Below are 22,765 nucleotides of genomic sequence, written 5' to 3'. Positions count from 1 at the left end.
AGCAAATAAAGGGCAGATGACAATTATCAGGGATCTAAAGGAAAGATATATTGTATTTTTGTAGCTTACTTAAAATACAATAAAATGACAGCTTTAAAAGATATTTCGACAATAGAAGACATTCAGCAAATGGTTAATAGCTTTTATGCTAATGTTCAAAAAGATGATTTAATTGGACCGATATTTAATGATAAACTACAAGATCGCTGGGAACCTCATCTGCAAAAAATGTACAATTTTTGGCAGACAATTCTGTTTGATGTTCGCGCTTATTCTGGAACTCCATTTCCGCCTCATAAACAATTACCAGTAGACAAAAAGCACTTTGACCGTTGGATTGCTATTTTTAATTCGACAATCGATTCTCAATTTGCGGGACCTATAACCGAAGAAGCCAAAATGCGCGCTACCAATATGGCATTTATGTTCAGTCATAAAATTGAATATTTTAGAAATGCTGAAAATGAAATGAGAAATGCGATAAAAAAATCTTAAAAAATTTCTTTCAATTAAAAAGCAGAACTTTATATTTGATAAAATGAATTAACCCCAAATCTATATTCTTTTATTTATGAAAAAAGCTATTTTCTTTATTGCAATCTGTTTCTCATTTTTAAATCAATTATCAGCACAAACAGCTTCTAATTTATACAAAGGAACTGTCGATGGAAAAACCCCGATTACACTTTACATTCAGACATCAGAAAATCAATGTAATGCCGATTTAAGTTATGCGGCAATGTATCGTTACAATAAATCAAAAAATTGGATTCAAATTTATCCTACTCAGAACAAAAAGAAAGAAAATGAGTTTGTTATGGTTGAACACAATTTCAGTGGTGTTTTAATTTTACAAAAAATAGGAAATACTTTCACTGGTTTATGGATTAGTCCTGATACTAAAAAACAATTGAAAGTAGATGTAAAAGAAACTCCAATGACCAAAAAAGAGATTGAAAACTACGAACAAACAATGGAAAGAGTAAGTTTCGACAATAATGACTGCTAAAATCGCATTTATCTCAGCTCTTTAAAAATCTACAAAAATGCAATAAAAGTCAATTTCGAATAAAAATTTTGCGATGGATGATAAAAAATCGAGTCTTAAATTCGTAATTTTACATTTTAATCTACAACGTTTTCGAAATGAATCCAAATATTGAAACCAATCCGTTATTAGAGAGATTGCCTAAACATTTACAGCAATTTATTAAACCTCAAGATTATAGTGATTACACTCCTATCAATCAAGCGGTTTGGCGATATGTTATGCGCAAAAATGTAGATTATCTTTCTAAAGTTGCACATCATTCTTATTTAGAAGGTTTACGTAAAACAGGAATCGAAATTGATTCTATTCCGAGCATGTACGGCATGAACCGAATTCTAAGCGAAATTGGGTGGGCTGCGGTTGCTGTTGATGGCTTTATTCCGCCAAATGCTTTTATGGAATTTCAAGCCTATAATGTTTTGGTTATTGCTTCAGACATTAGACAATTAGAACATATTGAATACACTCCTGCTCCAGATATCATTCACGAAGGCGCAGGTCACGCTCCTATTATTGCCAATCCAGAATATGCCGAATATTTAAGACGTTTTGGCGAAATTGGCTGTAAAGCGATTTCTTCTCATAAAGATTATCAAATGTATGAAGCGATTCGTCTGCTTTCTATTTTAAAAGAAGCAGAAGATACGCCACAAGAAAAAATCGATGAAGCTGAAAAAGCAGTTGCAGATTTGCAAAACAACATGGGCGAATTATCTGAAATGGCTCAAATCAGAAACCTGCACTGGTGGACAGTTGAATACGGTTTGATTGGAACGGTTGAAAATCCAAAAATTTATGGTGCGGGATTACTTTCTTCTATTGGAGAAAGTGCCCACTGTATGACTGATAATGTGAAGAAAATTCCTTATGATATTTCTGCTGCCAATCAGAATTTTGATATTACACAATTGCAGCCACAATTGTATGTAACTCCTAATTTTTCTTATTTAAGTTTGATTTTAGAAGAGTTTGCTAATAAAATGGCTTTACGAACGGGAGGTTTATCTGGAATTCAGAAACTGATTCAATCAAATGCTTTAGGAACAATTGAATTGAGCACAGGTTTACAAATTTCTGGAGTTTTTACCAATGTAATTGAAGAAGAAGGAAAACCAGTTTACATTCAGACTACTGGAAAAACAGCTCTTTCTTACCGCGAAAAAGAATTAGTTGGTCACGGAACTTTAACACACCCGCACGGATTTGGAAGTCCGATTGGAAAACTGAAAGGTTTTAATCTGGCTATTGAAGATATGAGTCCTAAAGATTTGCAGGCTTACAGTATTGTTGAAAATGAAACCGTAAAACTGGAATTTGAAGGCAATATTATTGTGGAGGGGGAAATTATTACAGGCTCCAGAAATCTTCATGGAGAAATCATTCTGATCAGTTTTAAAAATTGTACGGTTACCCACGGAGAAACGATTTTGTTTCAGCCAGATTGGGGAAATTACGATATGGCAATTGGTAAAAAAGTTATTTCTGCATTTTCTGGTCCAGCCGATGTAAATAGTTTTGATTTAATTAATATCGTCCCTTCAACAAAAACAATCAAAGCGAAACATACTGAGGAACGTGATGAGTTGGAAGTTTTATATGCTACAGTTAGAAACATAAGAAATAATAAAGACTCTAAATCGGAGTTAAAATCGGTTTTTGAAAAAGTCAAAAGTAATCACCCAAATGATTGGCTGTTAAATATCGAAATTGCTGAACTTTTGAAATATTCAGATGAGAAACAGCTTTTACAAGAAGTTTTAATATATCTGGATCAGTTGAAAGAAAGACGCCCTGAAATTGCGCATTTAATTTCTGGTGGATTGGATTTGATTTTTGATAGTTCTTTGCCTGATCTGCCACAAAGGCACTAAGGCGCGAAAGTTTTTATTATTTGAGTTTTTTAAGCTTATTTGTCATTTAGAAGGAGGAGCAATTACACTCGGGATTCTACAAAGATTGAAGTATACTATACGGAGCTTCTAATGTGATTTCTCCCTTCGGTCGAAATGACAAGATTGCGAAAAAACCTCTGAACCTTTGCTACTCTGAACCTTTGTACCTTTCCTCTATAACTTCAAATCTTGATTCAGCTCGGTCTCAGATTCGATAACTTTCCCGTTGTATTGTAACTTCCAGCCCATTGAATTCGTCATGATTAAAATCTTAGACAATTCGCTTATCAATCGGTTTTGGGCGTTGGTTTTTAAAGTAGAATTTTCGATTTTCTTAGCCAGATTGGCTTTTACCGATTTGTTGATTTTATTGTAATCGTCACCCGTAAAAGGGTTCAGTTTACTTTGTTCGACATCATAAAACTGAATATCGGGATTTATGGTAATCTCTTCTTTTGGAATATTTAAAATCGTGATGGTTTTGTTTTTCTCATCAATATCATATTTCATCTGATGCAGATCGTAAGCAACCGTGACATTTGCATTAACAACAATAAGCGCTTTTTTCTCAAAAGAAATCATGTCCATCAAATATTTCTGCTGATTTTTATAGGTGATGACTTCTGAAAAATGCCCTTCGGTAACAACCAATTTTCCAACGTTAAGAATCTGCTGCTGAATTAAATTAGTATTGTACTGAATATCAGAATCTTCTTCTTTTTTAAACTGGCAATACTTAAACGCCAGAACGATTAATAAAACAATAACCCCAACGCCTATAATTCTTTTGATCAAGTTTTGCATTCCTTTAAAATATTTTAGACCAATTTACTTCATTTTTTCTTTTTCTGCCACGAATTCACGAATTTTTGCTCATCACTTTGACATATTTATACTTCAATTTCACAAATTATAATTAGTTTAAACATTAAAAAAATTAAAGATAATTCGTGAATTCGTAGCAAAAAAAATTAGAACGGATATCCAATAGCAATATTCAAAATAAGGTTGTCTTTTCTCCAAGAACTGCTTCCGAAATTAATATCATCAATAACCCATCTTTGACCATCTGGTAAAGCTGGATTTCTAAGCGGAATAGCTAAATCGGTTCTTAAAACCAAAAATGACAAATCGAAACGTAAACCTGCTCCTGCTCCAATTGCAATTTCTTTCATAAAATCTTTTGAAATTTCTGCACCTGGTTTGTTCGGATCAGCATGTAAGAGCCAAATATTACCTGCATCTAGGAATACTGCACCTCTTACGATGCTGAAAAGCTTTGCACGATATTCGGTATTAAATTCCAATTTTAAATCAGCTGATTGATCTGGCGTATAGTTATCGTTTGTCGTTGGCGGAATAACGTAACTTCCCGGCCCTAAAGTTCGTGCCCTAAATGCTCTAATACTATTGGTCCCTCCTACAACGAACTGTTTTGATGCTGGAAGCGTATTCGAATTCCCGTAGGCAAATCCGGCTCCAACAATTAATCTGCTGGCTAATTCACTTTCTTTCCCTAGTTTTAAATAATGCCTAAAATCGGATTTGATTTTTACATATTGGCTAAAAGGTACGTCAAATATAGTTTTGACCTTATTTGGATAATCTGCACCTGTAATCAAGCCAGTAAGATTTCCCGCCAAATCCAATTCGCCATTAAAATAAATAGTATTTTTTCGGCGTTTCTGCATTGTATTGGTATAGGTATAATTGTAAGTTGGGCCAAAAATCAGCTGCTTTTCGATTACTTTTCCTAATGCTGCATCTTGCTCTATATCTTCCAAATATTCTGGTGTAACATGATTCGGACTCACATAAGTCACATCTACAATATTTAACTGATGCTCTTTACGAATGTTTTCTTTCCACAAATATCCAAATGAAGTATTAAAAGAATTCAAGGCATACAACTGCGTTCGTTTTTGATATTCGTAACGAATAGTTGCTTTGGTTCTTGGAACATATTCGCTATTTCCTTCAATATTAAAAGGGGTAATAAATCTAGGCCAGGTCAAACTAACTTCACCCCCAAGCTTATAAATATTTTTACCTTTATTTACACCTCCAAGCTGAAAATCGGCACCACCAAAAATCGACGCAGTAAACAATTCTGCACCACGCAAAAAGTTTCTGTTGTTCCAGTTTAGATTTAATTCTGTACCGGTATAACTCGCTGAATTGGTTTTCCCGATAACTTCAACACGAATAAACTTTTTAGGTAAAAGCGTTAGATAATAATAAGAATCTAAAGCATTGTCTATACTGTCTGAAGGTTTGAATTCATTTTTAACAAAACTGAAAGTTCCTAAATTTACGAAACGATTCAAAGTCAAATTATGATCGGTTCGATTATATACATCTCCTTTTTTGAAATAAATTGTTCTGTCGTAAACTCTTGGTTTAAAAGTTTCTGCCGTATCAATAATAGTAAAATCTTTATACTGAGTAATATTCTTTTTTCTGTAAACCATGCTGTCATTTCCCAGAGAATAATTTGGATAAACAAAAATGTTATTTATTGTATAAGCTCTTAATGCTTTTACAGGAGTTTCGTCTTTAATAACTAATCTAATTTTTACTTCGTGATCGCCTTTACTGCTGTCTACTTTCGCCAGAAGATAATCAGGATTGAAATAGTAATACCCTTTTTCTTTCAGTCGAGCATCAATACGTTCCCGTTCTGCTTTTATAACATCCAAATCATATGGCTTTCCCACTTTCAACAAGCTGCGTCTACTTGATCTGGCAATTATTTTTGACATCTTTAAAGAGTCATCTGGAAACGTGACGCTTTTAATAATATATTGCTTTTTTGGAACAACAGTATATTCTGCTGTTACTCTTTTATTCCTTACAGTAGAGTCGGCGCTAACACGAGTTTTAAAATAGCCTCTATTTTCAGTAAAATTTCGCAGCACTGAAGCATTATAATCTAAATCGACTTTACTAAAAAGTACTGGCTCTTCTCCAACTTTGTTGCGAAGCCAATATCTAAATCCTTTATCTTTTTTGGGTTCCCCAGCAATATTATAAAACCATAATTTTGGACGTAATCCTAAGAAAGTTTTATTTGGTTTTGGACGAAGAAGACCTTCCAACTCGGTTTGCAGTGCTTTTCTATCTTTCTTTTTCATGATAGAATCTTTCACTTTCACCGAACCGCCTGTGTAAAGCAAATCACCTTCTGGAAGATATTTTGTATTACTGCATCCAAAGACAAAAAACAACGATATCAACACAAAATAATTTGCAAAATGATTATTTATATAATTATGTTTTCTGTTCATTTCCTTCAATTTGATTTTTCTGCAATTCCTCCTTCTCTTTATCTTCTTTTTTTTTCTGTTTTTCTTTTTCTTTTCGAAGCTTTTCTTCCCGAATCAATTCTTTTTCTTTTTCACTACGATGGAAAAGTTCCCTAAATTTATTGTAACTCATCGTGATAATAAAAGCAACGCCTGTTTCTACAACCTGCCCTTCGACTGCCACTTGATATTGATTTTTTCTGTAAGCACGAACCATATAACGGCCGTCTTTTGTCAATTGATAATCTAAAGCGACATCACCAGCAATATTGGTGCTTTCTTCGTTGGCGCGCTCTGCACCTTCTACTCCAAAACTGCTTCCAACAGTTACTTTTAATCTGTCATCCAACAGTTTTTTAGAAACCTCTACATTCAAATCGGTTCTATTTTGCATAGTTCCTGTCGTATAATCTTCTGTCGATTCTAAATCGAAATTGACTTCAAATCCTTCAATAAGATCTCCAGCAAGATTATTTAACTGTTGCGAAAGGATTTTACTCACACTCTGTCTAGCAAAAGATTCCGCACTTACACCACCGCTTTCACTTGCAAAAGGATTTTCGCCTACAAATCGGTTCAGTAATAAAAGAGCAAAAACCTGTTTATTAAGCTCCGCAGGATCTTGTTCCAATTGTTTCAGCTTTGTCTGTGTCATTTCTACAACATCTGTAGAAACATTATAATTTCCTTCAGGCAGTACAATTCCGAATGAAATTTCTGGTTTTAGCAACTCTCCATTCATTTTCAATAAAGTCTGAAAAGGAAGTTTTTGTTTGTAAGTGTTTTGTACCGCTTGAGGCTCTCCTTTTAATTGATTTCCTAATAAATCAATTGGTGCCGTATTTACTTTGTAAATCGCTGTAATATTTAAATTCGCCATTGTTGGTTCGCCATTCCAGGTAATGTAGCTTCCTTTCTGAATATCAAATTTCCTTTTGATTCCATTAAAATTCATTTCATAAGCTCCATCGGAAAACTCATATTTTCCAGTCAAAGTTGTTTTTCCAGATTGATCAATTCCTCCAACCAATTCTGCTTCACCTTTTAAGTTCAAATAATCTCCGTTTGCTTTATCAATCAGCAGCGTCAATTCGGCCTCTTTATCAATTGTAATGGCGACATTTACATCCATTCCTTTCAGTTCCGATTGATCTAATTTATTCTGAAGATCGACTGTTTGTTTAAGATACATATTGTCTTCATCAACAAATTCTACAATTCCCTCGCGATCTGCAATAGAAGGATCTGATTGTGGCATTACTACCGTGAATTTGGTTTCTTTATTGATTTTGAGCGTTCCGTCAACAACTGGACTATCCAAGTTTCCTTTTATATTCAATTTTGTATCTAAGAATAAATCACCATAGAATAAATCGTTGTCTTTTGCTTTTGAGTGAATGGCTCTAAAATCGTCAGCTTCAACAAGCAGATTAAAATTGTACTTGACAAAATCTGGAGATTGGATTGTTCCGTTTACATACAATTCGTTGTCGTTCTCATCAAAAAGAGAGAATTTATCAAATGAAATTGTCTCATTATTAAAAGTGATTTTTTCGTTTTTAGTTTTAAAATACGAATTAAGCTGTGTTACTCTAAAACCAGCATCGTTAAAATTCAATTCGCCATTAATTTTTGGAGCAGAAGTGTTTCCTGTAAGCTTAAAATTTCCTGATAAAAAACCTTGTCCTTCAGTAATATTTCCCATACTGAAACCTTGAATACTTTTGATGTACAGTTTATTAATTACCACATCAAAATCAAAATTTCCAGCATCTAATCGGTAATCGCCTGTCAGTTTCAAATCATTTCCTTCGTCACTTAAAGCTACATTTGCAGCAAGTATATTGGCCGTCTTATTGTCAACTTTTATTTCCAAATCGCCTACTTTTGAACCTTTAAAAGTGAAATCATCTATTTTTAAGTCAGAGATAAAAGTTGGACTCGTCATCACATTTTCAACCAATGCATTTCCGTTTATCAACCCTTGCATCAGCAATTCGTCTTTTTTGACCATATTCATAATGGTTTCGATTTTGAAATTCACAAAATCGACTTGCAACGGCGCATTATCCTGCGTTCCTTGTGATTGAATTTTTAACTCATTTCCGTTATTATTCAAATTGAATTTATCGACATAAAGCCTTTTTTCTCCAAACTCAATCCTATTTTCTGGATCTACATTCCATTTATCATAATTTAAAATAAAGTTTTCAGCGTCCAGTTTTACAATGTTTTTTGAATCTTCTGCCTTAAATTCACCAGCTATAAAATATTGCTGTTTCTCTTTGGCGTCTTTTACTTCAAGAGCATAAGTCAAAATATTATTCTGCACATTTCCTGATAAACTTGTAAATGGAATTTTAAGCGAGCCGCTTTCAATTGTTGCCACAGAAATCGAATATTCTAAATCATTTTCTTTAGCTTCGATATTTATTTTTCCGTCCGAAATGGTATTGCCTCCATAAACAATTCTTGGAATTGTTCCTTTCACAGTCAAAGAATCTGTCTGATTATTATAATTTCCTGTTATGCTAAAAGGTTCTAAGCCCGTTAATTTTGGCAATAATTTTAAAAGCACAGGATCATTGTCGACTTTCAAAGTAAAAGCTAATCTTTGTTCATCTGATTCTGCGTTAACTTTTGGGTTTTTAAGATCAATATATTTGGATAATGATTTTTGAACCGAATTTGCCAGTGTCGTGAGTTTGTATTTTCCCGTTACTTCGGCTTTTAAAAATTGAGACGAAATTTTAATCGAATTGCTGTCTTTGTCTGCAAAAGCCAAAACACGAATTGAATCTAAAACAATTGGTTCTGCATCTTGCAAAATCTGAATATTGGAAAGAAGTACTTTGCCGTTCAGAAAATCCGGATTACTGTTGGCAATATCAGCATCAACATTTCCGCGAAGCTTCATAGGCCCCGCATGCAGATTTAACTTTTCTAAATCGGCAATATCCAAATTTAGTTTCAGCTTTACCGTTGGATATTTGTCTTTTGTATCGCCTGAAGCTATTAAATTGAAATTCAAATTAGGATCTTCCATTCCTGATTTTACAGCAAAAGAACCGTTTTCGATATTTCCTTTCAGCGTTAAATCTTTATAGGTATATCTGTTAAAAACCGCTTTCTGAACAATTCCGTCAATAAAAGCATTTGCCGTTTTCGGGTCTAAACCGTTTCCTTTTACTTTTGCTTTTAGCGTAATTTTTCCGATCGAATCGTTTTTAATTAATCGCCCCAAATCGAATTCCTGAAGAGAAACGTCTGCATCATATTTTTCTCTTTTTTTAATGCGCTGATCGAATAACGCATCAACTTTTGCATTTCCGAAACTGCTGTTTAAAGCCAGGTTCGTTTTAAAATTCTGAATTGAACCTTTAAATTTTCCTTGCAAACTTAACTGTGATGGAAGTTGAATATTTTTCGGAATTGTTCCAGCAGGCACAAACAGGTTAATATCTTTTGAAGTACTCGAAATCTTCTTGATATTCAAATCATAATACGCTTTTTGAGCATCTGGAAGTCCTGCGATTTTCCCAGAAAGCGAAACTTTTGTCGTTCCTATTCCACTCATTTCAAATTTCGAAATAGTCAAATCTTTTACTTTCCCGCTCACTCGACTGTCTACATACAAAATTGCATTTGGATTGCTTTTAAAAGGATTTGTTTTCTGCAAATCTGGAACAAACAACAGAATATCTTTAAAACCAATTTTTGATTGTTTTAAATTAGCATCAATGGCCAGATTCCCTAAATCTTTCTGAAGTGATTCAAGTGATTTATATTGCGCCTTAACTTTGTCTTGCACAAGAGTTTGTGGTGTTTTTAAATATAAATTCTCTAAAGAAGCATTTTTTGGCCCGTAAAAGAAATCAGTTTTAAAAGACTGGATCTCCAAACCGCTTTTTTCACTTACCGTTAATGCTTTAATATTTCCAGAAATGGTATCATTTCCGTAATATAATTTCTCGGCTTTAAAATTAAATTTACTCAAATCAAGATGTGCATAGTCAATTCCTTTTGATTTGGGTTTTGACTGCATATCATCAAATTTGAAAGCAATATTTTCTAGATTGGTTTCGTTCAATTTTACTTTCCAGCCTGCTTGCTTTATCGCTGTAGTATCTAAATCGGGTGCATCAATTTGTTTGTCTTTTGCTCCCAATCGCAGATTGCCACTTAGATTTTTTACTTCAAAATGATCAAAATCTAAAAGCTGTTTGTTTAGATCGATTTCATTTACAGCTAAATTTAAGTTTCCTAAACGAATGCCAGAATTTAGTTTCGAATCTTTATTATCGTATAAAATATCGATTTTAGACAACGCTATTTTATTTAAAGCCAATTTAAAGTCTGGGCGCTTCGAAATTGTATCAACCGTTTTTACTGAGACTTCAGCAATTTTTTCGACCACATCCTGATCTAAAACCACCTTCAATCCGTTTAAATTAATTGTCGGAATATTAAAATCCATCTGATCCAGATCAAATTTTTTGAATTTAGTATCAAAATGAGTCAGGTTTACACGAATGTCATTTTTAGCAAAATCATCCTTAAAGTTAAATTTAACTTGATCCAGGTTTACTTTTACAACCGAAATTTTAAAGGGCTTGGCATTAGGATCTTCAACCTTTGGTTCTTTTGATTCGAATGCTTTGATGATATAATCGAAATTGAAGATGCCTTGTTTGTTTCTGGAAATATTGGCTTTTACATTTTCAAGCGAAACCGAATTGATTTCGAGTTCACTTTTAACAAGTTTAAAAAGGTCGACATCAACTTCTAATCGATTACCTGCCAGCAAAGTATCTTTTTTTTGATCTTCAAAATAAAAACCTTCCAGAACTACGTCTTTTGGAAATTTTATCGAAATATGATCTAATGAAACTTTAGTTTTTATCTTGCCCTGAAGATAGGTAATCGCTTTGTCCTTAACGAAATTTTGAATCGAAGGAACCTGAATTAGAATGATCAGAAGTAATAAAAGCGCAACTGCAGAAACCACGCACCACATAAGGATACGAAGTGTTTTTTTAAGAAAATAAACAGGTTTCTTATTCATACGTCAATAAAATCGGATTAGATTAAAATTGCTTCTGAAAAAAGCAGAGTTACACATTTTACAAAAATGTAAAATTTAAACCTTAACAATTTACACAATTATGAGGAATTATTCTAAAATTTTATTGTCGTTTTTGCCACAAAGACCCAAGTACCGAAGTTTTTTTTTAAATAACTATGGTTAGAATTTAATATGAGAAATCTTTTCCCCTAAGAGATTTATCTTTTGCTGGAGTTTAGCCAAGAATTTTTGATGCTGTTCAGATTCAGGATTAAAGCTTCTGTGGCGAAGACTTTTCTGAATTTCATCAACTTCCTGCATTGTTATAAAACTTTCCTGAGAAATGTAATTTTCGCTGAAAAGCTTCCAGATATAATCGATCGCAATTTGGTTGGGATGCAACATATCTTCATTATAAAAACGATAATCGCGAAGTTCGTCCATCATGATTTCGTAAGACGGAAAGTAGTTGAAAGTCGATCCCGAAGCTTCGGGACGAAAGTTAAAAGCTTGATGAAGTGCTGTAAATAAATGAGATTTGCTTAATTGATTTTCTACGAAACCATCTTTTATGTGTCGTACTGGAGAAATCGTAAAAATGAAATTGATATTTGGATTTAAAGACTGAATTAAATCGATTGTATTCTGAATACTTTCATAAATCACTTCAACCGATAATAATTCTTTCGAAAATTGTTTTTGAGGTACTTTGTGACAATTGGCAACAACTTCATCTTTTTGTAGATTTCTATAAATCCATGAAGTTCCAAAAGTGATAATAATATGAGTGGCTTCTTTTAATTGTTTATTCGTTTCTAAAATCGCTTTGTTTAAAGTTTCAAACAATTCTTGCCGGTCGGCATTACTTAAATCAGAATGCACATCAAAAGAATGCCAGCGTTCGTTATGAAAAAAAACATCTTTTTCTTCAAACCATTGTTCTTTGCAAACGCGTTCAAATAATTTTTCTATAGAAACTGAATTAAATATAATTCCAAACGGATTAGTTTCATTCTGAAATTTAAAATAATCGAATTTCTCCGCCATATTCTCTGCAAAACAAGAACCTATAGAAAGTATTTTCGAATTATAATCGATTGGCGAATTACTTTTTGAAATTGGTATTTGTGTTCTGAATTGCATAATTTCTAAATTTAGACACGAATTTCACCAATTTTGACCAATAAAAAAAGCCAAATACAAAAAGTATTTGGCTGGTAAATTTAAAACATTTAAAAACTATTATGGTTCCTGCATAATCTAAAGTTATCCTTTTAAAATTAAGAAAGCCAGATGCAAATGCTTCTGGCTTTCTTAATTTTAAAAAACTTCAAATATTAATAAAAATATTCAGTAGTTCCTAAACTATCAGATCCTGTATTAACTTCTTTAGTTGGGTATCCTTGATCATTATAGGTAAAAGTGCTGTTTGACCATAAATCACCATTTGCTGTATCTGTTAAAATATTGAATTTAACTCCATTTCCTTCTCCATCAACAAATGCGATTTTATCCATTCCTAAAATATTTTTAGTTGCATTGTTTTTATTATCATAAGTATATTTATGATTTGGTGAGTTAGTGCTTATAATTTCGCTTACTTCACCATTTACAAATTTAATTGTAGCTGTTCCTGAAGGAATAGTTTGGGAAACATCATCTCCAGAATATCCTTTCACTGAAATTGTACCATCTGTATTATACGTATAAACTTCCTTATATCCTCTTAATACTGCTTCTCCGTCCTCACTTTCATATTCAACTCTTACAAAATTTGATAGCTTTCCGTCATTAGTGTATGTAAAAGTATTTACTTGTTCTGATTTTCCATTAGGAAGTTTGAAATCAATTTTTGTAATTAAATCTCCTGTATAAGTATAATGCAGATTGAAAAATCCAGTATCATCTGTTACACTTACTATTTTGTTACCGTCGTACTTATAATTAATGGTAGCTTTATCACCATCTGGATTTGTAATAACAGTTTTTTTAAGCAAAACAAGATCTGAAGAACTTGACGAATCATCGCTTGAACACGATGTTAAAACTAGTGCTAAAGCACCAAAAAGGCATAATAATTTTTTCATGTTGATTTGGTTAAAATTCTTATTAGTGCAAACCTAGTATAATCAAAAATCAAAACCTTACGGGATTCCTCATCAAAGCATATTTTACAATTAAAAAAACAATTAAAACACTAATAACAAACAATATAAAGAATAACTTAATAAAAAAAAAATTCAAAAAAGCATGTATCTTAAAAGCACAATCCTGCTTTTAGTACTTATTTTATTTTTGAGTAAAAAAAATTGAAACACGTAAAAACCTTAAAAACTCCATCAGTAACTTCACCTGTAAAAAAATTACATTTTTAATAACAAAAATGAACTTCACAAACTAAAACAATTCCTTATTTTTGCATCTTCCATTTTTTTAAAATCTTATATGAAATTATTATATACCTACATTATCAAACATAAAATGCTCCTGTTTTTTGCTTTGATAATGGCTACAATCAACATTTGTTTCAGTTTATCCGACTCTGTAATTACAGGAAAATTAATGCAGGACTGCGGCGTCGGCCTAGCAAAATACAAAGGAAATAAAATCGGATTTATAAAATCTTTAGCTTTCTGGCTTGGACTTTCGCTTGGCGCAGCTATGATTTCTAGAATTACCAAAAACTTTCAGGATTATTTTACCAATGTGGTTATTCAGCGTACTGGAGCACAAATGTATACGGACGGAATCAAGAAATCTCTAGATCTTCCTTACGCAGAATTTGAAGACCAGCGAAGCGGTGAAACTTTAAGCAAATTGACTAAAGTTAGAATTGACTCTGAAAAACTAATTACACTTTCTATTTCTCTAATTTTCCAAACTATTATTGGTTTCATTTTCGTAATCGTTTATGTAGCCCGAATTGATCTCAGAATTTCAATTATCTTTTTAATTACTGCTCCAATTATTGCTTTAGTAAGTTTGTATTTGGGAAAAAAGATCAAAATCGTTTCTCGAAAAATTGTCAATCAGACCAATGCATTGGCAGGTTCTACAACCGAAAGTTTGCGAAATATCGAATTGGTAAAGAGTCTTGGCCTAACGTATCAGGAAGAAAAACGATTAAACTTAAATACTTTTAAGATTCTTCAATTAGAGTTGCAAAAAATCAGATTCATCAGAAGTTTAAGTTTCATTCAAGGAACAACCGTTCATTTCTTGAGAACTTGTGTTGTTTTTGCTTTGTATTACTTTCTATTTGGAGGAAAAATTATCGTTGGAGATTTATTGACAATGGTATTTTTCACCTTCTTTATTTTTGGTCCTTTACAGGAATTAGGAAATTTTATCATCGCTCTAAATGAAACAAAAGTTTCGATGGAGAATTTCAAAAATCTATTGAATGCTCCAAAAGAGTTTCGTCCGAAAACTCCTAAACATATTGGTGCAATTCAGAAATTGCTTTTTGAAAATGTTAGTTTTCAGCATAAAACAGCCAAATTTAAAGCCGTTGAAAATATAAATTTCGAAATCAAACAAGGTCAAACCGTTGCTTTTGTAGGTCCGTCAGGATCTGGAAAAACAACTTTGGTAAAATTACTAGTTGGATTATATACACCTGCCGAAGGTCAGGTTTTATATAATGATATTGATTCTACAGAAATTGACTTACTAGATTTAAGAAAACAACTTGGTTTCGTGACTCAAGACGCACAATTATTCTCTGGAACAATTCGCGAGAATTTATTATTCGTTAAACCAAATGCAACCGACGAAGAATTATACGATGCTTTAAAACGCGCAAGCTGTGACAAACTTCTGAGACGCGCCGAAGATGGTTTAAATACTACAATCGGAGAAGGCGGAATTAAAGTTTCTGGTGGTGAAAAACAACGTCTATCTATTGCAAGAGCAATTTTAAGAAATCCGAATTTATTAATTTTTGATGAAGCGACTTCTGCTTTAGATTCAATTACCGAGGAAGAAATTAACGACACGATCCGAAATATCTCAGATAAAAATAGAATTACAGTTTTAATTGCACACCGTTTGTCAACTGTTATGCATGCTGATAGAATCTTTGTTTTAGAACAAGGTAAAATTATTGAGCAAGGTAAACACGAAGATTTAATTGTAGAAAAAGGACTTTATTATGCTATGTGGCGCCAGCAGATTGGGGAAAGAAAATAATTTTAAGGTTCTGAGTTGCTGAGATACTAAGGTTCTAAGTTTTTTAACCATTGAACGAACGCTCTATTTGTCATTTCGACGAAGGAGAAATCTTCGCAAGTAACTCCGCAACAAGAATCAAATCTTTGTCGAGCTTCTCGCGAAGATTTCTCCTTCGTCGAAATGACATAAAATGAGAAAAATAAATACTATAAACACAAAACCCGACAGATTTTTAAAATCTGTCGGGTTTATTTTAAAAAAAACTTAGAAACTTAGTTCCTTAGCATCTTAGAATCTTTAATTACTTCACAAAATCTACAGCTTTAGTAAGCGCCTCACCAATTCCGTCAACATTTTTACCTCCTGCCGTTGCGAAGAAAGGCTGACCTCCACCACCACCTTGGATGTATTTACCTAATTCGCGAACAACCTGTCCTGCGTTTAAGTTTTTCTCTGCTACAATTTCTTTAGAAATATAACATGTTAACATTGGTTTTCCTTCGTGAGCAGTCGCTAAAACTATAAATAAGTTGTTATAAGAACCGCCTAATTCGTATGCTAAATCTTTTGCCCCCTCTGGGTTTAAATCTACTTGTTTAGCTAAGAATTGAACTCCATTGATTTCTTGTAATTCTTTAGCCAAATCAGCTTTCATATTTTTAGCTTTATCTTTCAATAAAACTTCCAATTGTTTTTTCAATTGAGCATTTTCATCTTGCAATGCTTGGATTGCTTTTACAGGATCTGGAGCATTTTTAAGCACTTCTTTAATTTCTCCGAAAGAAATTGCTTGAGACTCAAAATATTCTTTTGCCGCTTCACTTGTGATAGCTTCAATTCTTCTAATTCCAGCAGCAACAGCTCCTTCAGAAATAATTTTAAAGTGCCAGATATCAGATGTATTCGCAACGTGAGTTCCCCCACATAATTCGACAGAATCACCGAATTTAATTGTACGGACTAAATCTCCGTATTTCTCTCCAAACAAAGCAATTGCACCATCTTCAAGAGCTTGATCTTTTGGAATCGCTCTTTTCTCGATTAATGGCAAACTCTCACGAATCCTTGCATTTACAAAGTTTTCAACCTCTAATAATTCCTCCTCTGTAACTTTAGCAAAATGAGAAAAGTCAAAACGCAACGAAGCATTTCGTACCATAGATCCTTTTTGCTCAATGTGAGTTCCTAAAATCTTACGCAACGCTTGGTGCAATAAGTGCGTAGCCGAGTGGTTAGACGAAGTTTTAGCTCTTTGAGCAGCATCAACAACAGCATTAAAAGTTCCAGTAAGATTTTCTGGTAACGATTTTGCTAAATGTATGGTTTGGTTGTTCTCTTTTTTCGTATCAATTATATAAACGATATCACCGTTTTGAGCTTCCAAATATCCTTTGTCTCCAGTTTGTCCTCCACTTTCTCCATAAAAAGGAGTTGCATTGAAAACCAATTGGAAAATTTCTCCATCTTTTGCACTTTCAACTCTACGGTATTTCGTAATCTTAACTTGTTGCGATAATCTGTCATAACCAACAAATTCCTGAATATCATCTTCAACAATTACATTCCAGTCTCCTGCAGTTACTTTAGAAGCTGCGCGAGATCTCTCTTTTTGTAATTGCAATTGTTCTTGGAATCCTTCTTCGTCTAATTTCAATCCTTTTTCCGAAAGAATCAAAGCAGTTAAATCGATTGGAAAACCATAGGTATCGTACAATTCGAATGCTTTTTTACCATCGATTGTATCTCCTGTATTATTTAAAATTACAGCATCTAAAAGAATCAATCCTTGATCTAATGTTTTAAGGAATGAATTTTCTTCTTCACGAATTACATTCGAACAAAGGGCTTTTTGTGTTCTGATTTCTGGGAAAGAATCTCCCATTTGCTCACTTAAAGTTTCAACCAATTTAAAAATAAACGGCTCTTTAGTCCCTAAGAAAGTAAATCCGTAACGGATAGCACGACGTAAAATTCTACGAATTACATATCCTGCGCCTGTGTTAGATGGCAATTGTCCGTCAGCAATAGCAAAAGCTACGGCGCGAACGTGATCTGCAATAACACGAATTGCGATATTTACTTTTTCTTCAGCTTCGTTTGAAGCTTTAACCGTATATTTTGCTCCAGTAATGGTTTCGATTTCTCTAATCAAAGGCATGAAAACATCAGTATCATAATTTGATGTTTTTCCTTGCAAAGCCATACACAAACGCTCAAATCCCATTCCGGTATCAACGTGCTGTGCAGGAAGTTTTTCCAATGAACCATCTGCTTTACGGTTGAATTCCATGAATACATTATTCCAGATTTCAACAACTTGCGGGTGATCGTTGTTAACTAAACTTTTTCCAGAAACTAAAGCTTTTTCTTCTGCAGAACGTAAATCAACGTGAATTTCAGAACAAGGTCCGCATGGCCCTTGGTCACCCATTTCCCAGAAATTATCTTTTTTATTTCCAAGAATAATTCTATCCTCGTCAATTAAAGTTTTCCAAATATCCCAAGCTTCTTGATCAAACGGAACGTTATCTTCTTTACTTCCTTCAAAAACAGAAACATAAAGATTCTCTTTTGGAATTTTGTATACTTCTGTCAACAATTCCCAAGCCCAGTTGATAGCTTCTTTTTTGAAGTAATCACCAAAAGACCAGTTTCCTAACATTTCAAACATAGTGTGGTGGTATGTATCAATACCAACCTCTTCAAGGTCATTATGCTTTCCTGAAACACGAAGACATTTTTGCGTATCGGCTATTCTTGGACTTTTTGGAGTTCCGTTTCCTAAGAAAAATTCTTTAAACTGGGCCATTCCCGAGTTGTTGAACATTAAGGTTGGGTCGTCTTTAAGAACAATAGGAGCTGAAGGAACAATAGTATGTCCTTTACTCTCAAAAAAATCTAAAAATTGTTTACGTACGTCTTGTGATTTCATATTTTAATTAGAAAATGTGTCTGTTTTAATGTGTCAATTTGAAAATTAGATAATTAGCTAATTTATTCATTTGATGATACGTTAAGTTTTTTATAATGTAATTAAAAAACTTATAATTTAAACAATAAATTGCCTATTTTGCGCATTATCTAATGATAAAATAGCCCCAATATCTAATCATTAATCCTTGCAAAAAAAGTGTCGAACAACCGAAACATTTATCAGTTTCGTTCGACTAACTCATTTTACAAGGTGCAAAAATAGCGTATTTTAAAATATGGCGAAAGTAAAATATTATTACGACTCAGAAAATCTGGCTTATACGAAAATAAAAACCAGAAAAAGAATAAAAATAGGTTATGCATTACTGTTTTTACTGGCATCGGCACTGTTTGGTTTTTTAGTTTTTGTACTTTTAATAAACACACCTTATTTTGAAACTCCAAAAGATCGTTTACAAGCCCGCGAAATTGAAAATTTAAAACTGCAATATGCTATTTTGAATAAAAAGTTAGACGAAATTGATGAAGCTGCGGATGCACTCGAGGAACGTGACAATAATATTTATCGCGTGTACTTTAACAAAGCTGAAATTCCAGATTCAATTCGAAAAGCTGGTTTCAGAAATTCTGATAAGTATAAAGCGCTAGAAGGATATAATAATTCTCAACTGGTTTTAAATGCAACCAAAAGAGTCGATAAACTATCGAAGCAATTGGCAATTCAGTCTAAATCTTTAGATGAAATTTTAAAATTAGCTGGAGCTAAAGAAAATTTATTGTTAGCAATTCCTGCCATTCAGCCAGTTCGAAATGAAAATTTAAAACGTGTCGCGTCAGGTTTTGGGTACCGAATTGACCCTTTCACAAAAGTGAGAAAAATGCATAACGGAATGGATTTCACGGCCAATACAGGTGCTCCCATTTATGCAACAGGAGATGGTGTGGTGGAAAGAGCTGACAATACAGCTTCGGGATACGGAAACCACATAGTGATCAGGCACGGTTTTGGATATGAAAGTTTGTATGCCCATTTAAGCAACTACAACTGCCGTCCGGGACAGAAGGTAAAACGTGGCGATGTTATTGGATATGTTGGAAGCACAGGAAGATCTGAAGGCCCGCATTGTCATTATGAAGTGCATAAAGACGGGAAAGTGGTTAACCCATTGAATTTCTATTATGGAAATATTTCGGCTGTAGAATATGTGGCGATTTCGCAAATGGCCAACCAAGAAAACCAATCATTAGATTAATATCACGAAAAAATAGTATTTTTGAAATAAAATAGAAAAAAACGAACCATGCATATTGAACTTTCTAAAGACAAAAGATATTACAGTATTGGCGAAGTTGCCAAAGCTTTTAATGTCAATGCCTCTTTGATACGCTTTTGGGATAGCGAATTTGACATTCTAAAACCTAAAAAAAATGCAAAGGGAAATAGAATGTTCACTCCAGAAGATGTTACCAACCTTCAATTAATCTATCATTTAGTAAAAGAAAGAGGTTTTACGCTTGAAGGAGCCAAAATACACTTGAAAGAAGGTCAGAAGAAAACGTTAGATAAATTCGAAATAATACGTAAATTAGAATCGATAAAAACGCAGTTAAACGACATAAAAAACGAATTGTAATTAAAAATAGAAATAAACTTAAATCAAAACAAATATGAAAAAGTGGTTAATCCCTGTAGGAATTATTGTAGCACTTATTGCTATTATCGCATTTTGGTCGATTGGTATTAAAAATACTGCTTTACAACACAGTCAGGCTGTTAATAAAGAATGGGGAAATGTTCAAACGGCTTACCAAAGACGTAATGATCTTATCGGGAATTTAGTAAACACTGTAAAAGGTGCTGCTGACTTTGAAAAAGGAACTTTGACAGCAGTGATTGAAGCTCGTGCAAAAGCTACATCGGTAACTATCGATCCTAGCAATGTTACACCAGAACAATTAGCGGCATTTAACCAAGCTCAAAGCGGGGTAAGTTCATCATTATCAAGATTATTGGTTTCTGTTGAGCAATATCCAACTTTAAAAGCAAATGAGAATTTCTTAAAATTACAAGACGAATTAGCAAGTACTGAAAACCAGATTTTAACTGCTAGAACTCGTTTTAACGAAGCTGTACAAGTTTACAACGGATATGTTTTAAAGATTCCAAACAACTGGTTCTTGAGCGAATACAAAGAAAAACCATACTTTGAAGCATCTACTGGAGCTGATAAACCTGTTGAAGTTAAATTCTAAAAATTTTAGACAACAGTTTAAACTCTAAAATCAACAATCTAAACTCTAAAATTAGTCATGTCAAAAGTAGAAGATTTTTTAACCAAAGAAGAAGAGCGTGAAATTGTTGAAGCAATTCGCATGGCCGAAAACAATACTTCTGGCGAAATTAGAGTGCATATAGAAAAAACAACTTCTAAAGTCCATTTTGATCGGGCTTTAGAAGTTTTTCATGAATTGCAAATGGATGAAACCAAATTGAAAAATGGGGTATTGCTCTATTTTGCAGTTGAAGATAAAAACTTTGTGATTTGTGGAGACCAAGGAATTAATGATGTTGTAGCCAACGATTTTTGGGATTGTACCAAAGACATTATGGTGAATCATTTTAAAGCCGGCAATTTTAAACAAGGAATTGTTGACGGTATTTTGAATACCGGAGAACAGCTCAAAAAATATTTTCCGTCTCAGGAAGATGATGTAAATGAACTATCTAACGAAATCTCAAAAGGATAAATAATGAAAAATTCCAAAATTACAATCCAAAATTCCAGTAGAATTTTTCAGATTACTTTTTTGTTTATCGCATTATTTATCAGCAATGCTATTTTTGCGCAATTTGAGATTCCACCCAAACCAAGTTTCCAGACTTCTGTTTACGATTACGCTAACATTTTAAGCTCGACGGAAAAGTCACAATTAGAAGAAAAACTAATTCGTTACTCCGATTCAACTACTACTCAAATCGTAATAATTACCATTGAAAGTTTAAAAGGAGAAGATGTAAGCCAATTAGCAACAAAATGGGGGCAAACATGGGGAATTGGAGGAACTAAAGAAGATGATAATGGAGTTGTAATTCTTTTGGCAAAAAACGAAAAGAAGATTGCAATTAATCCTGGATATGGACTAGAAGATCGTCTGACAGCCGGAATTGGAGGAACAATCATCAGAAATATTATTATACCTGAGTTTAAAGCAGGAAGCTTTTACAATGGTCTTGATAAAGGAACTGATGCTATTATTGATGTTTTTAAAGGAAAATTTAAAGGCGAACGCAAACAAGCAAAAGGACAAGACTTTCCTCTTTTGCCATTTATCGTAATTGTTGTAATTGTTTTAATCTTACTCGCTCGAAATAAAAGAGGCGGTGGAGGAAATTCTGGCAATAATGGCGGTGGCGGCCCTAGCCTACTCGATGTTATTATTCTGAGTAATCTTGGAAGAAGTGGCGGCGGCGGATTTGGAGGCTTCGGTGGCGGATCATCTGGCGGTGGTTTTGGCGGAGGCGGAGGCTTCGGCGGCGGATTTGGCGGTGGAGGTTTCTCTGGTGGAGGATCTAGCGGAGGCTGGTAATTTATTCTGGTTCTAATTTTCTTTGTTTGAGGTTTCAAGTTTAGGTTTCAATCTTAAAATATCATACATTTACATTTTACAATTTATTAATAGATGTTATCACATAAAGCAAAATACGCCCTTAAGGCCTTACTTTATTTAGCAGAACAAGACGAAAATCACATTTCTAGAACTGTAGAAATCGCTGATGGCGCTAACATTCCTAAAAAGTTTTTAGAGCAGATTTTATTAGATCTAAAACGCGGTCGTTTTGTAAGCAGTAAGCAGGGAAAATTTGGTGGATACTATCTAATTAAATCCAAAAATGATATCACTTTGGCAGAAATTCACCGCTTATTTGACGGTGCAATTGCACTTTTGCCATGTGCTTCTTTAAATTTTTACGAGCCTTGTTCTGATTGTAAAACCGAGTCTGAATGCAGTCTTCGTCACGGTTTAATGCTAATTAGAGATAAAACTTTGAAGGCTATGGAAGGCATTACAATCGCCTCATTGGTAAAAAAATAAAAAAATATTTTCTAAAGTCTAGTAAATCGATAGAATTAATTACATATATTTGCCAAAAATAATTAACTAATCATTTACAAAATTTTAACTCATGAAAGTACATTCTAGTAAATCAGGTGGACAAAATCTTTTGCAAAAAAAACATAATTATAATTTCAGAACTGTGAATACTGTTTCATCTATGATGTGTATGTGTTGGTAAAAAAAATTTAATTTTAAATTCTACTAATCACATATACTTAATATAAAA

Annotated in this window: 16 protein-coding genes; 10 read left to right on the top strand and 6 right to left on the bottom strand. The window is 33.3% G+C overall.

What is annotated here, in order from left to right; translation table 11 throughout:
- The first annotated feature begins 84 nt into the window (after positions 1 to 84).
- From M0M44_RS09850 to M0M44_RS09840, 3 genes are all read left to right on the top strand, one after another.
- On the top strand, positions 85 to 495 hold the full coding sequence (locus M0M44_RS09850; RefSeq protein ID WP_248729594.1) for a group III truncated hemoglobin: 411 nt from the start codon (positions 85 to 87) through the stop codon (positions 493 to 495).
- Between the two features lie 76 nt (positions 496 to 571).
- Positions 572 to 1,009 carry a hypothetical protein gene (locus M0M44_RS09845; RefSeq protein ID WP_248729593.1) on the top strand — a complete coding sequence of 146 codons (438 nt, stop codon included), beginning with the start codon at positions 572 to 574 and terminating at the stop codon, positions 1,007 to 1,009.
- Positions 1,010 to 1,146: 137 nt separating this feature from the next.
- A complete protein-coding gene (locus M0M44_RS09840; protein ID WP_248729592.1) occupies positions 1,147 to 2,922 on the top strand; it encodes an aromatic amino acid hydroxylase in 1,776 nt (591 codons plus the stop codon).
- Between the two features lie 195 nt (positions 2,923 to 3,117).
- Here the strand turns inward: M0M44_RS09840 and M0M44_RS09835 are convergent, their stop codons facing one another.
- The 5 genes from M0M44_RS09835 to M0M44_RS09815 all read right to left on the bottom strand — a co-directional run bounded on the left by M0M44_RS09835 (position 3,118) and on the right by M0M44_RS09815 (position 13,400).
- Positions 3,118 to 3,747, bottom strand: coding sequence for a DUF4230 domain-containing protein (locus M0M44_RS09835; RefSeq protein ID WP_248729591.1), 630 nt, complete (start codon positions 3,745 to 3,747; stop codon positions 3,118 to 3,120).
- A 167-nt stretch (positions 3,748 to 3,914) separates the two neighbouring features.
- A complete protein-coding gene (gene tamL, locus M0M44_RS09830; RefSeq protein ID WP_248729590.1) occupies positions 3,915 to 6,230 on the bottom strand; it encodes a translocation and assembly module lipoprotein TamL in 2,316 nt (771 codons plus the stop codon).
- Positions 6,214 to 11,313 carry a translocation/assembly module TamB domain-containing protein gene (locus M0M44_RS09825; RefSeq protein WP_248729589.1) on the bottom strand — a complete coding sequence of 1,700 codons (5,100 nt, stop codon included), beginning with the start codon at positions 11,311 to 11,313 and terminating at the stop codon, positions 6,214 to 6,216. Before M0M44_RS09825 ends, tamL begins: the two co-directional genes overlap by 17 nt.
- Positions 11,314 to 11,493: 180 nt before the next feature.
- Positions 11,494 to 12,456, bottom strand: coding sequence for a GSCFA domain-containing protein (locus tag M0M44_RS09820; protein WP_248729588.1), 963 nt, complete (start codon positions 12,454 to 12,456; stop codon positions 11,494 to 11,496).
- A gap of 194 nt (positions 12,457 to 12,650) precedes the next feature.
- Positions 12,651 to 13,400 carry a hypothetical protein gene (locus M0M44_RS09815; protein ID WP_095928718.1) on the bottom strand — a complete coding sequence of 250 codons (750 nt, stop codon included), beginning with the start codon at positions 13,398 to 13,400 and terminating at the stop codon, positions 12,651 to 12,653.
- Between the two features lie 358 nt (positions 13,401 to 13,758).
- On the opposite strand from M0M44_RS09815, the gene M0M44_RS09810 reads away from it, so the two are divergent.
- Complete coding sequence (locus M0M44_RS09810) at positions 13,759 to 15,504, top strand: ABC transporter ATP-binding protein (protein WP_248729587.1); 1,746 nt, start codon at positions 13,759 to 13,761, stop codon at positions 15,502 to 15,504.
- Between the two features lie 283 nt (positions 15,505 to 15,787).
- Here M0M44_RS09810 and alaS read toward each other — a convergent pair whose 3' ends face one another.
- On the bottom strand, positions 15,788 to 18,418 hold the full coding sequence (alaS, locus tag M0M44_RS09805) for an alanine--tRNA ligase (RefSeq protein ID WP_248729586.1): 2,631 nt from the start codon (positions 18,416 to 18,418) through the stop codon (positions 15,788 to 15,790).
- Positions 18,419 to 18,695: 277 nt separating this feature from the next.
- On the opposite strand from alaS, the gene M0M44_RS09800 reads away from it, so the two are divergent.
- The 6 genes from M0M44_RS09800 to M0M44_RS09775 all read left to right on the top strand — a co-directional run bounded on the left by M0M44_RS09800 (position 18,696) and on the right by M0M44_RS09775 (position 22,515).
- Positions 18,696 to 19,673 carry a M23 family metallopeptidase gene (locus M0M44_RS09800; RefSeq protein ID WP_248729585.1) on the top strand — a complete coding sequence of 326 codons (978 nt, stop codon included), beginning with the start codon at positions 18,696 to 18,698 and terminating at the stop codon, positions 19,671 to 19,673.
- A 48-nt stretch (positions 19,674 to 19,721) separates the two neighbouring features.
- Positions 19,722 to 20,054 (top strand): MerR family transcriptional regulator, encoded by a 333-nt coding sequence (locus tag M0M44_RS09795; protein ID WP_026730479.1) that lies wholly within the window; start codon positions 19,722 to 19,724, stop codon positions 20,052 to 20,054.
- Between the two features lie 34 nt (positions 20,055 to 20,088).
- The gene (locus M0M44_RS09790; RefSeq protein WP_095928713.1) at positions 20,089 to 20,673 is read left to right on the top strand and encodes a LemA family protein; all 585 of its coding nucleotides are present in this window, start codon (positions 20,089 to 20,091) and stop codon (positions 20,671 to 20,673) included.
- Positions 20,674 to 20,730: 57 nt separating this feature from the next.
- Positions 20,731 to 21,168, top strand: a complete 438-nt coding sequence (locus M0M44_RS09785) for a TPM domain-containing protein (RefSeq protein WP_248729584.1) — start codon at positions 20,731 to 20,733, stop codon at positions 21,166 to 21,168.
- Between the two features lie 3 nt (positions 21,169 to 21,171).
- A complete protein-coding gene (locus tag M0M44_RS09780; RefSeq protein WP_248729583.1) occupies positions 21,172 to 22,008 on the top strand; it encodes a TPM domain-containing protein in 837 nt (278 codons plus the stop codon).
- 93 nt (positions 22,009 to 22,101) lie between these two features.
- Positions 22,102 to 22,515, top strand: coding sequence for an RrF2 family transcriptional regulator (locus M0M44_RS09775; protein ID WP_012023964.1), 414 nt, complete (start codon positions 22,102 to 22,104; stop codon positions 22,513 to 22,515).
- The last annotated feature ends 250 nt before the right edge of the window (positions 22,516 to 22,765 follow it).

The organism is Flavobacterium humidisoli, from assembly GCF_023272795.1.
Taxonomy (GTDB): Bacteria; Bacteroidota; Bacteroidia; order Flavobacteriales; family Flavobacteriaceae; genus Flavobacterium; species Flavobacterium humidisoli.
Note: the sequence above shows the minus strand (reverse complement) of the source record. Positions and strands in the feature narration are given on the sequence as shown.

Excerpts from the sequence above, each read along its gene's own strand:
- M0M44_RS09810 (WP_248729587.1), top strand. The coding sequence starts at position 13,759 with ATGAAATTATTATATACCTACATTATCAAACATAAAATGCTCCTGTTT.
- M0M44_RS09825 (WP_248729589.1), bottom strand. The coding sequence starts at position 11,313 with ATGAATAAGAAACCTGTTTATTTTCTTAAAAAAACACTTCGTATCCTT.
- tamL (WP_248729590.1), bottom strand. The coding sequence starts at position 6,230 with ATGAACAGAAAACATAATTATATAAATAATCATTTTGCAAATTATTTT.
- M0M44_RS09815 (WP_095928718.1), bottom strand. The coding sequence starts at position 13,400 with ATGAAAAAATTATTATGCCTTTTTGGTGCTTTAGCACTAGTTTTAACA.
- M0M44_RS09820 (WP_248729588.1), bottom strand. The coding sequence starts at position 12,456 with ATGCAATTCAGAACACAAATACCAATTTCAAAAAGTAATTCGCCAATC.
- M0M44_RS09795 (WP_026730479.1), top strand. The coding sequence starts at position 19,722 with ATGCATATTGAACTTTCTAAAGACAAAAGATATTACAGTATTGGCGAA.
- M0M44_RS09840 (WP_248729592.1), top strand. The coding sequence starts at position 1,147 with ATGAATCCAAATATTGAAACCAATCCGTTATTAGAGAGATTGCCTAAA.
- M0M44_RS09845 (WP_248729593.1), top strand. The coding sequence starts at position 572 with ATGAAAAAAGCTATTTTCTTTATTGCAATCTGTTTCTCATTTTTAAAT.
- alaS (WP_248729586.1), bottom strand. The coding sequence starts at position 18,418 with ATGAAATCACAAGACGTACGTAAACAATTTTTAGATTTTTTTGAGAGT.
- M0M44_RS09780 (WP_248729583.1), top strand. The coding sequence starts at position 21,172 with ATGAAAAATTCCAAAATTACAATCCAAAATTCCAGTAGAATTTTTCAG.
- M0M44_RS09790 (WP_095928713.1), top strand. The coding sequence starts at position 20,089 with ATGAAAAAGTGGTTAATCCCTGTAGGAATTATTGTAGCACTTATTGCT.
- M0M44_RS09785 (WP_248729584.1), top strand. The coding sequence starts at position 20,731 with ATGTCAAAAGTAGAAGATTTTTTAACCAAAGAAGAAGAGCGTGAAATT.
- M0M44_RS09835 (WP_248729591.1), bottom strand. The coding sequence starts at position 3,747 with ATGCAAAACTTGATCAAAAGAATTATAGGCGTTGGGGTTATTGTTTTA.
- M0M44_RS09775 (WP_012023964.1), top strand. The coding sequence starts at position 22,102 with ATGTTATCACATAAAGCAAAATACGCCCTTAAGGCCTTACTTTATTTA.
- M0M44_RS09850 (WP_248729594.1), top strand. The coding sequence starts at position 85 with ATGACAGCTTTAAAAGATATTTCGACAATAGAAGACATTCAGCAAATG.
- M0M44_RS09800 (WP_248729585.1), top strand. The coding sequence starts at position 18,696 with ATGGCGAAAGTAAAATATTATTACGACTCAGAAAATCTGGCTTATACG.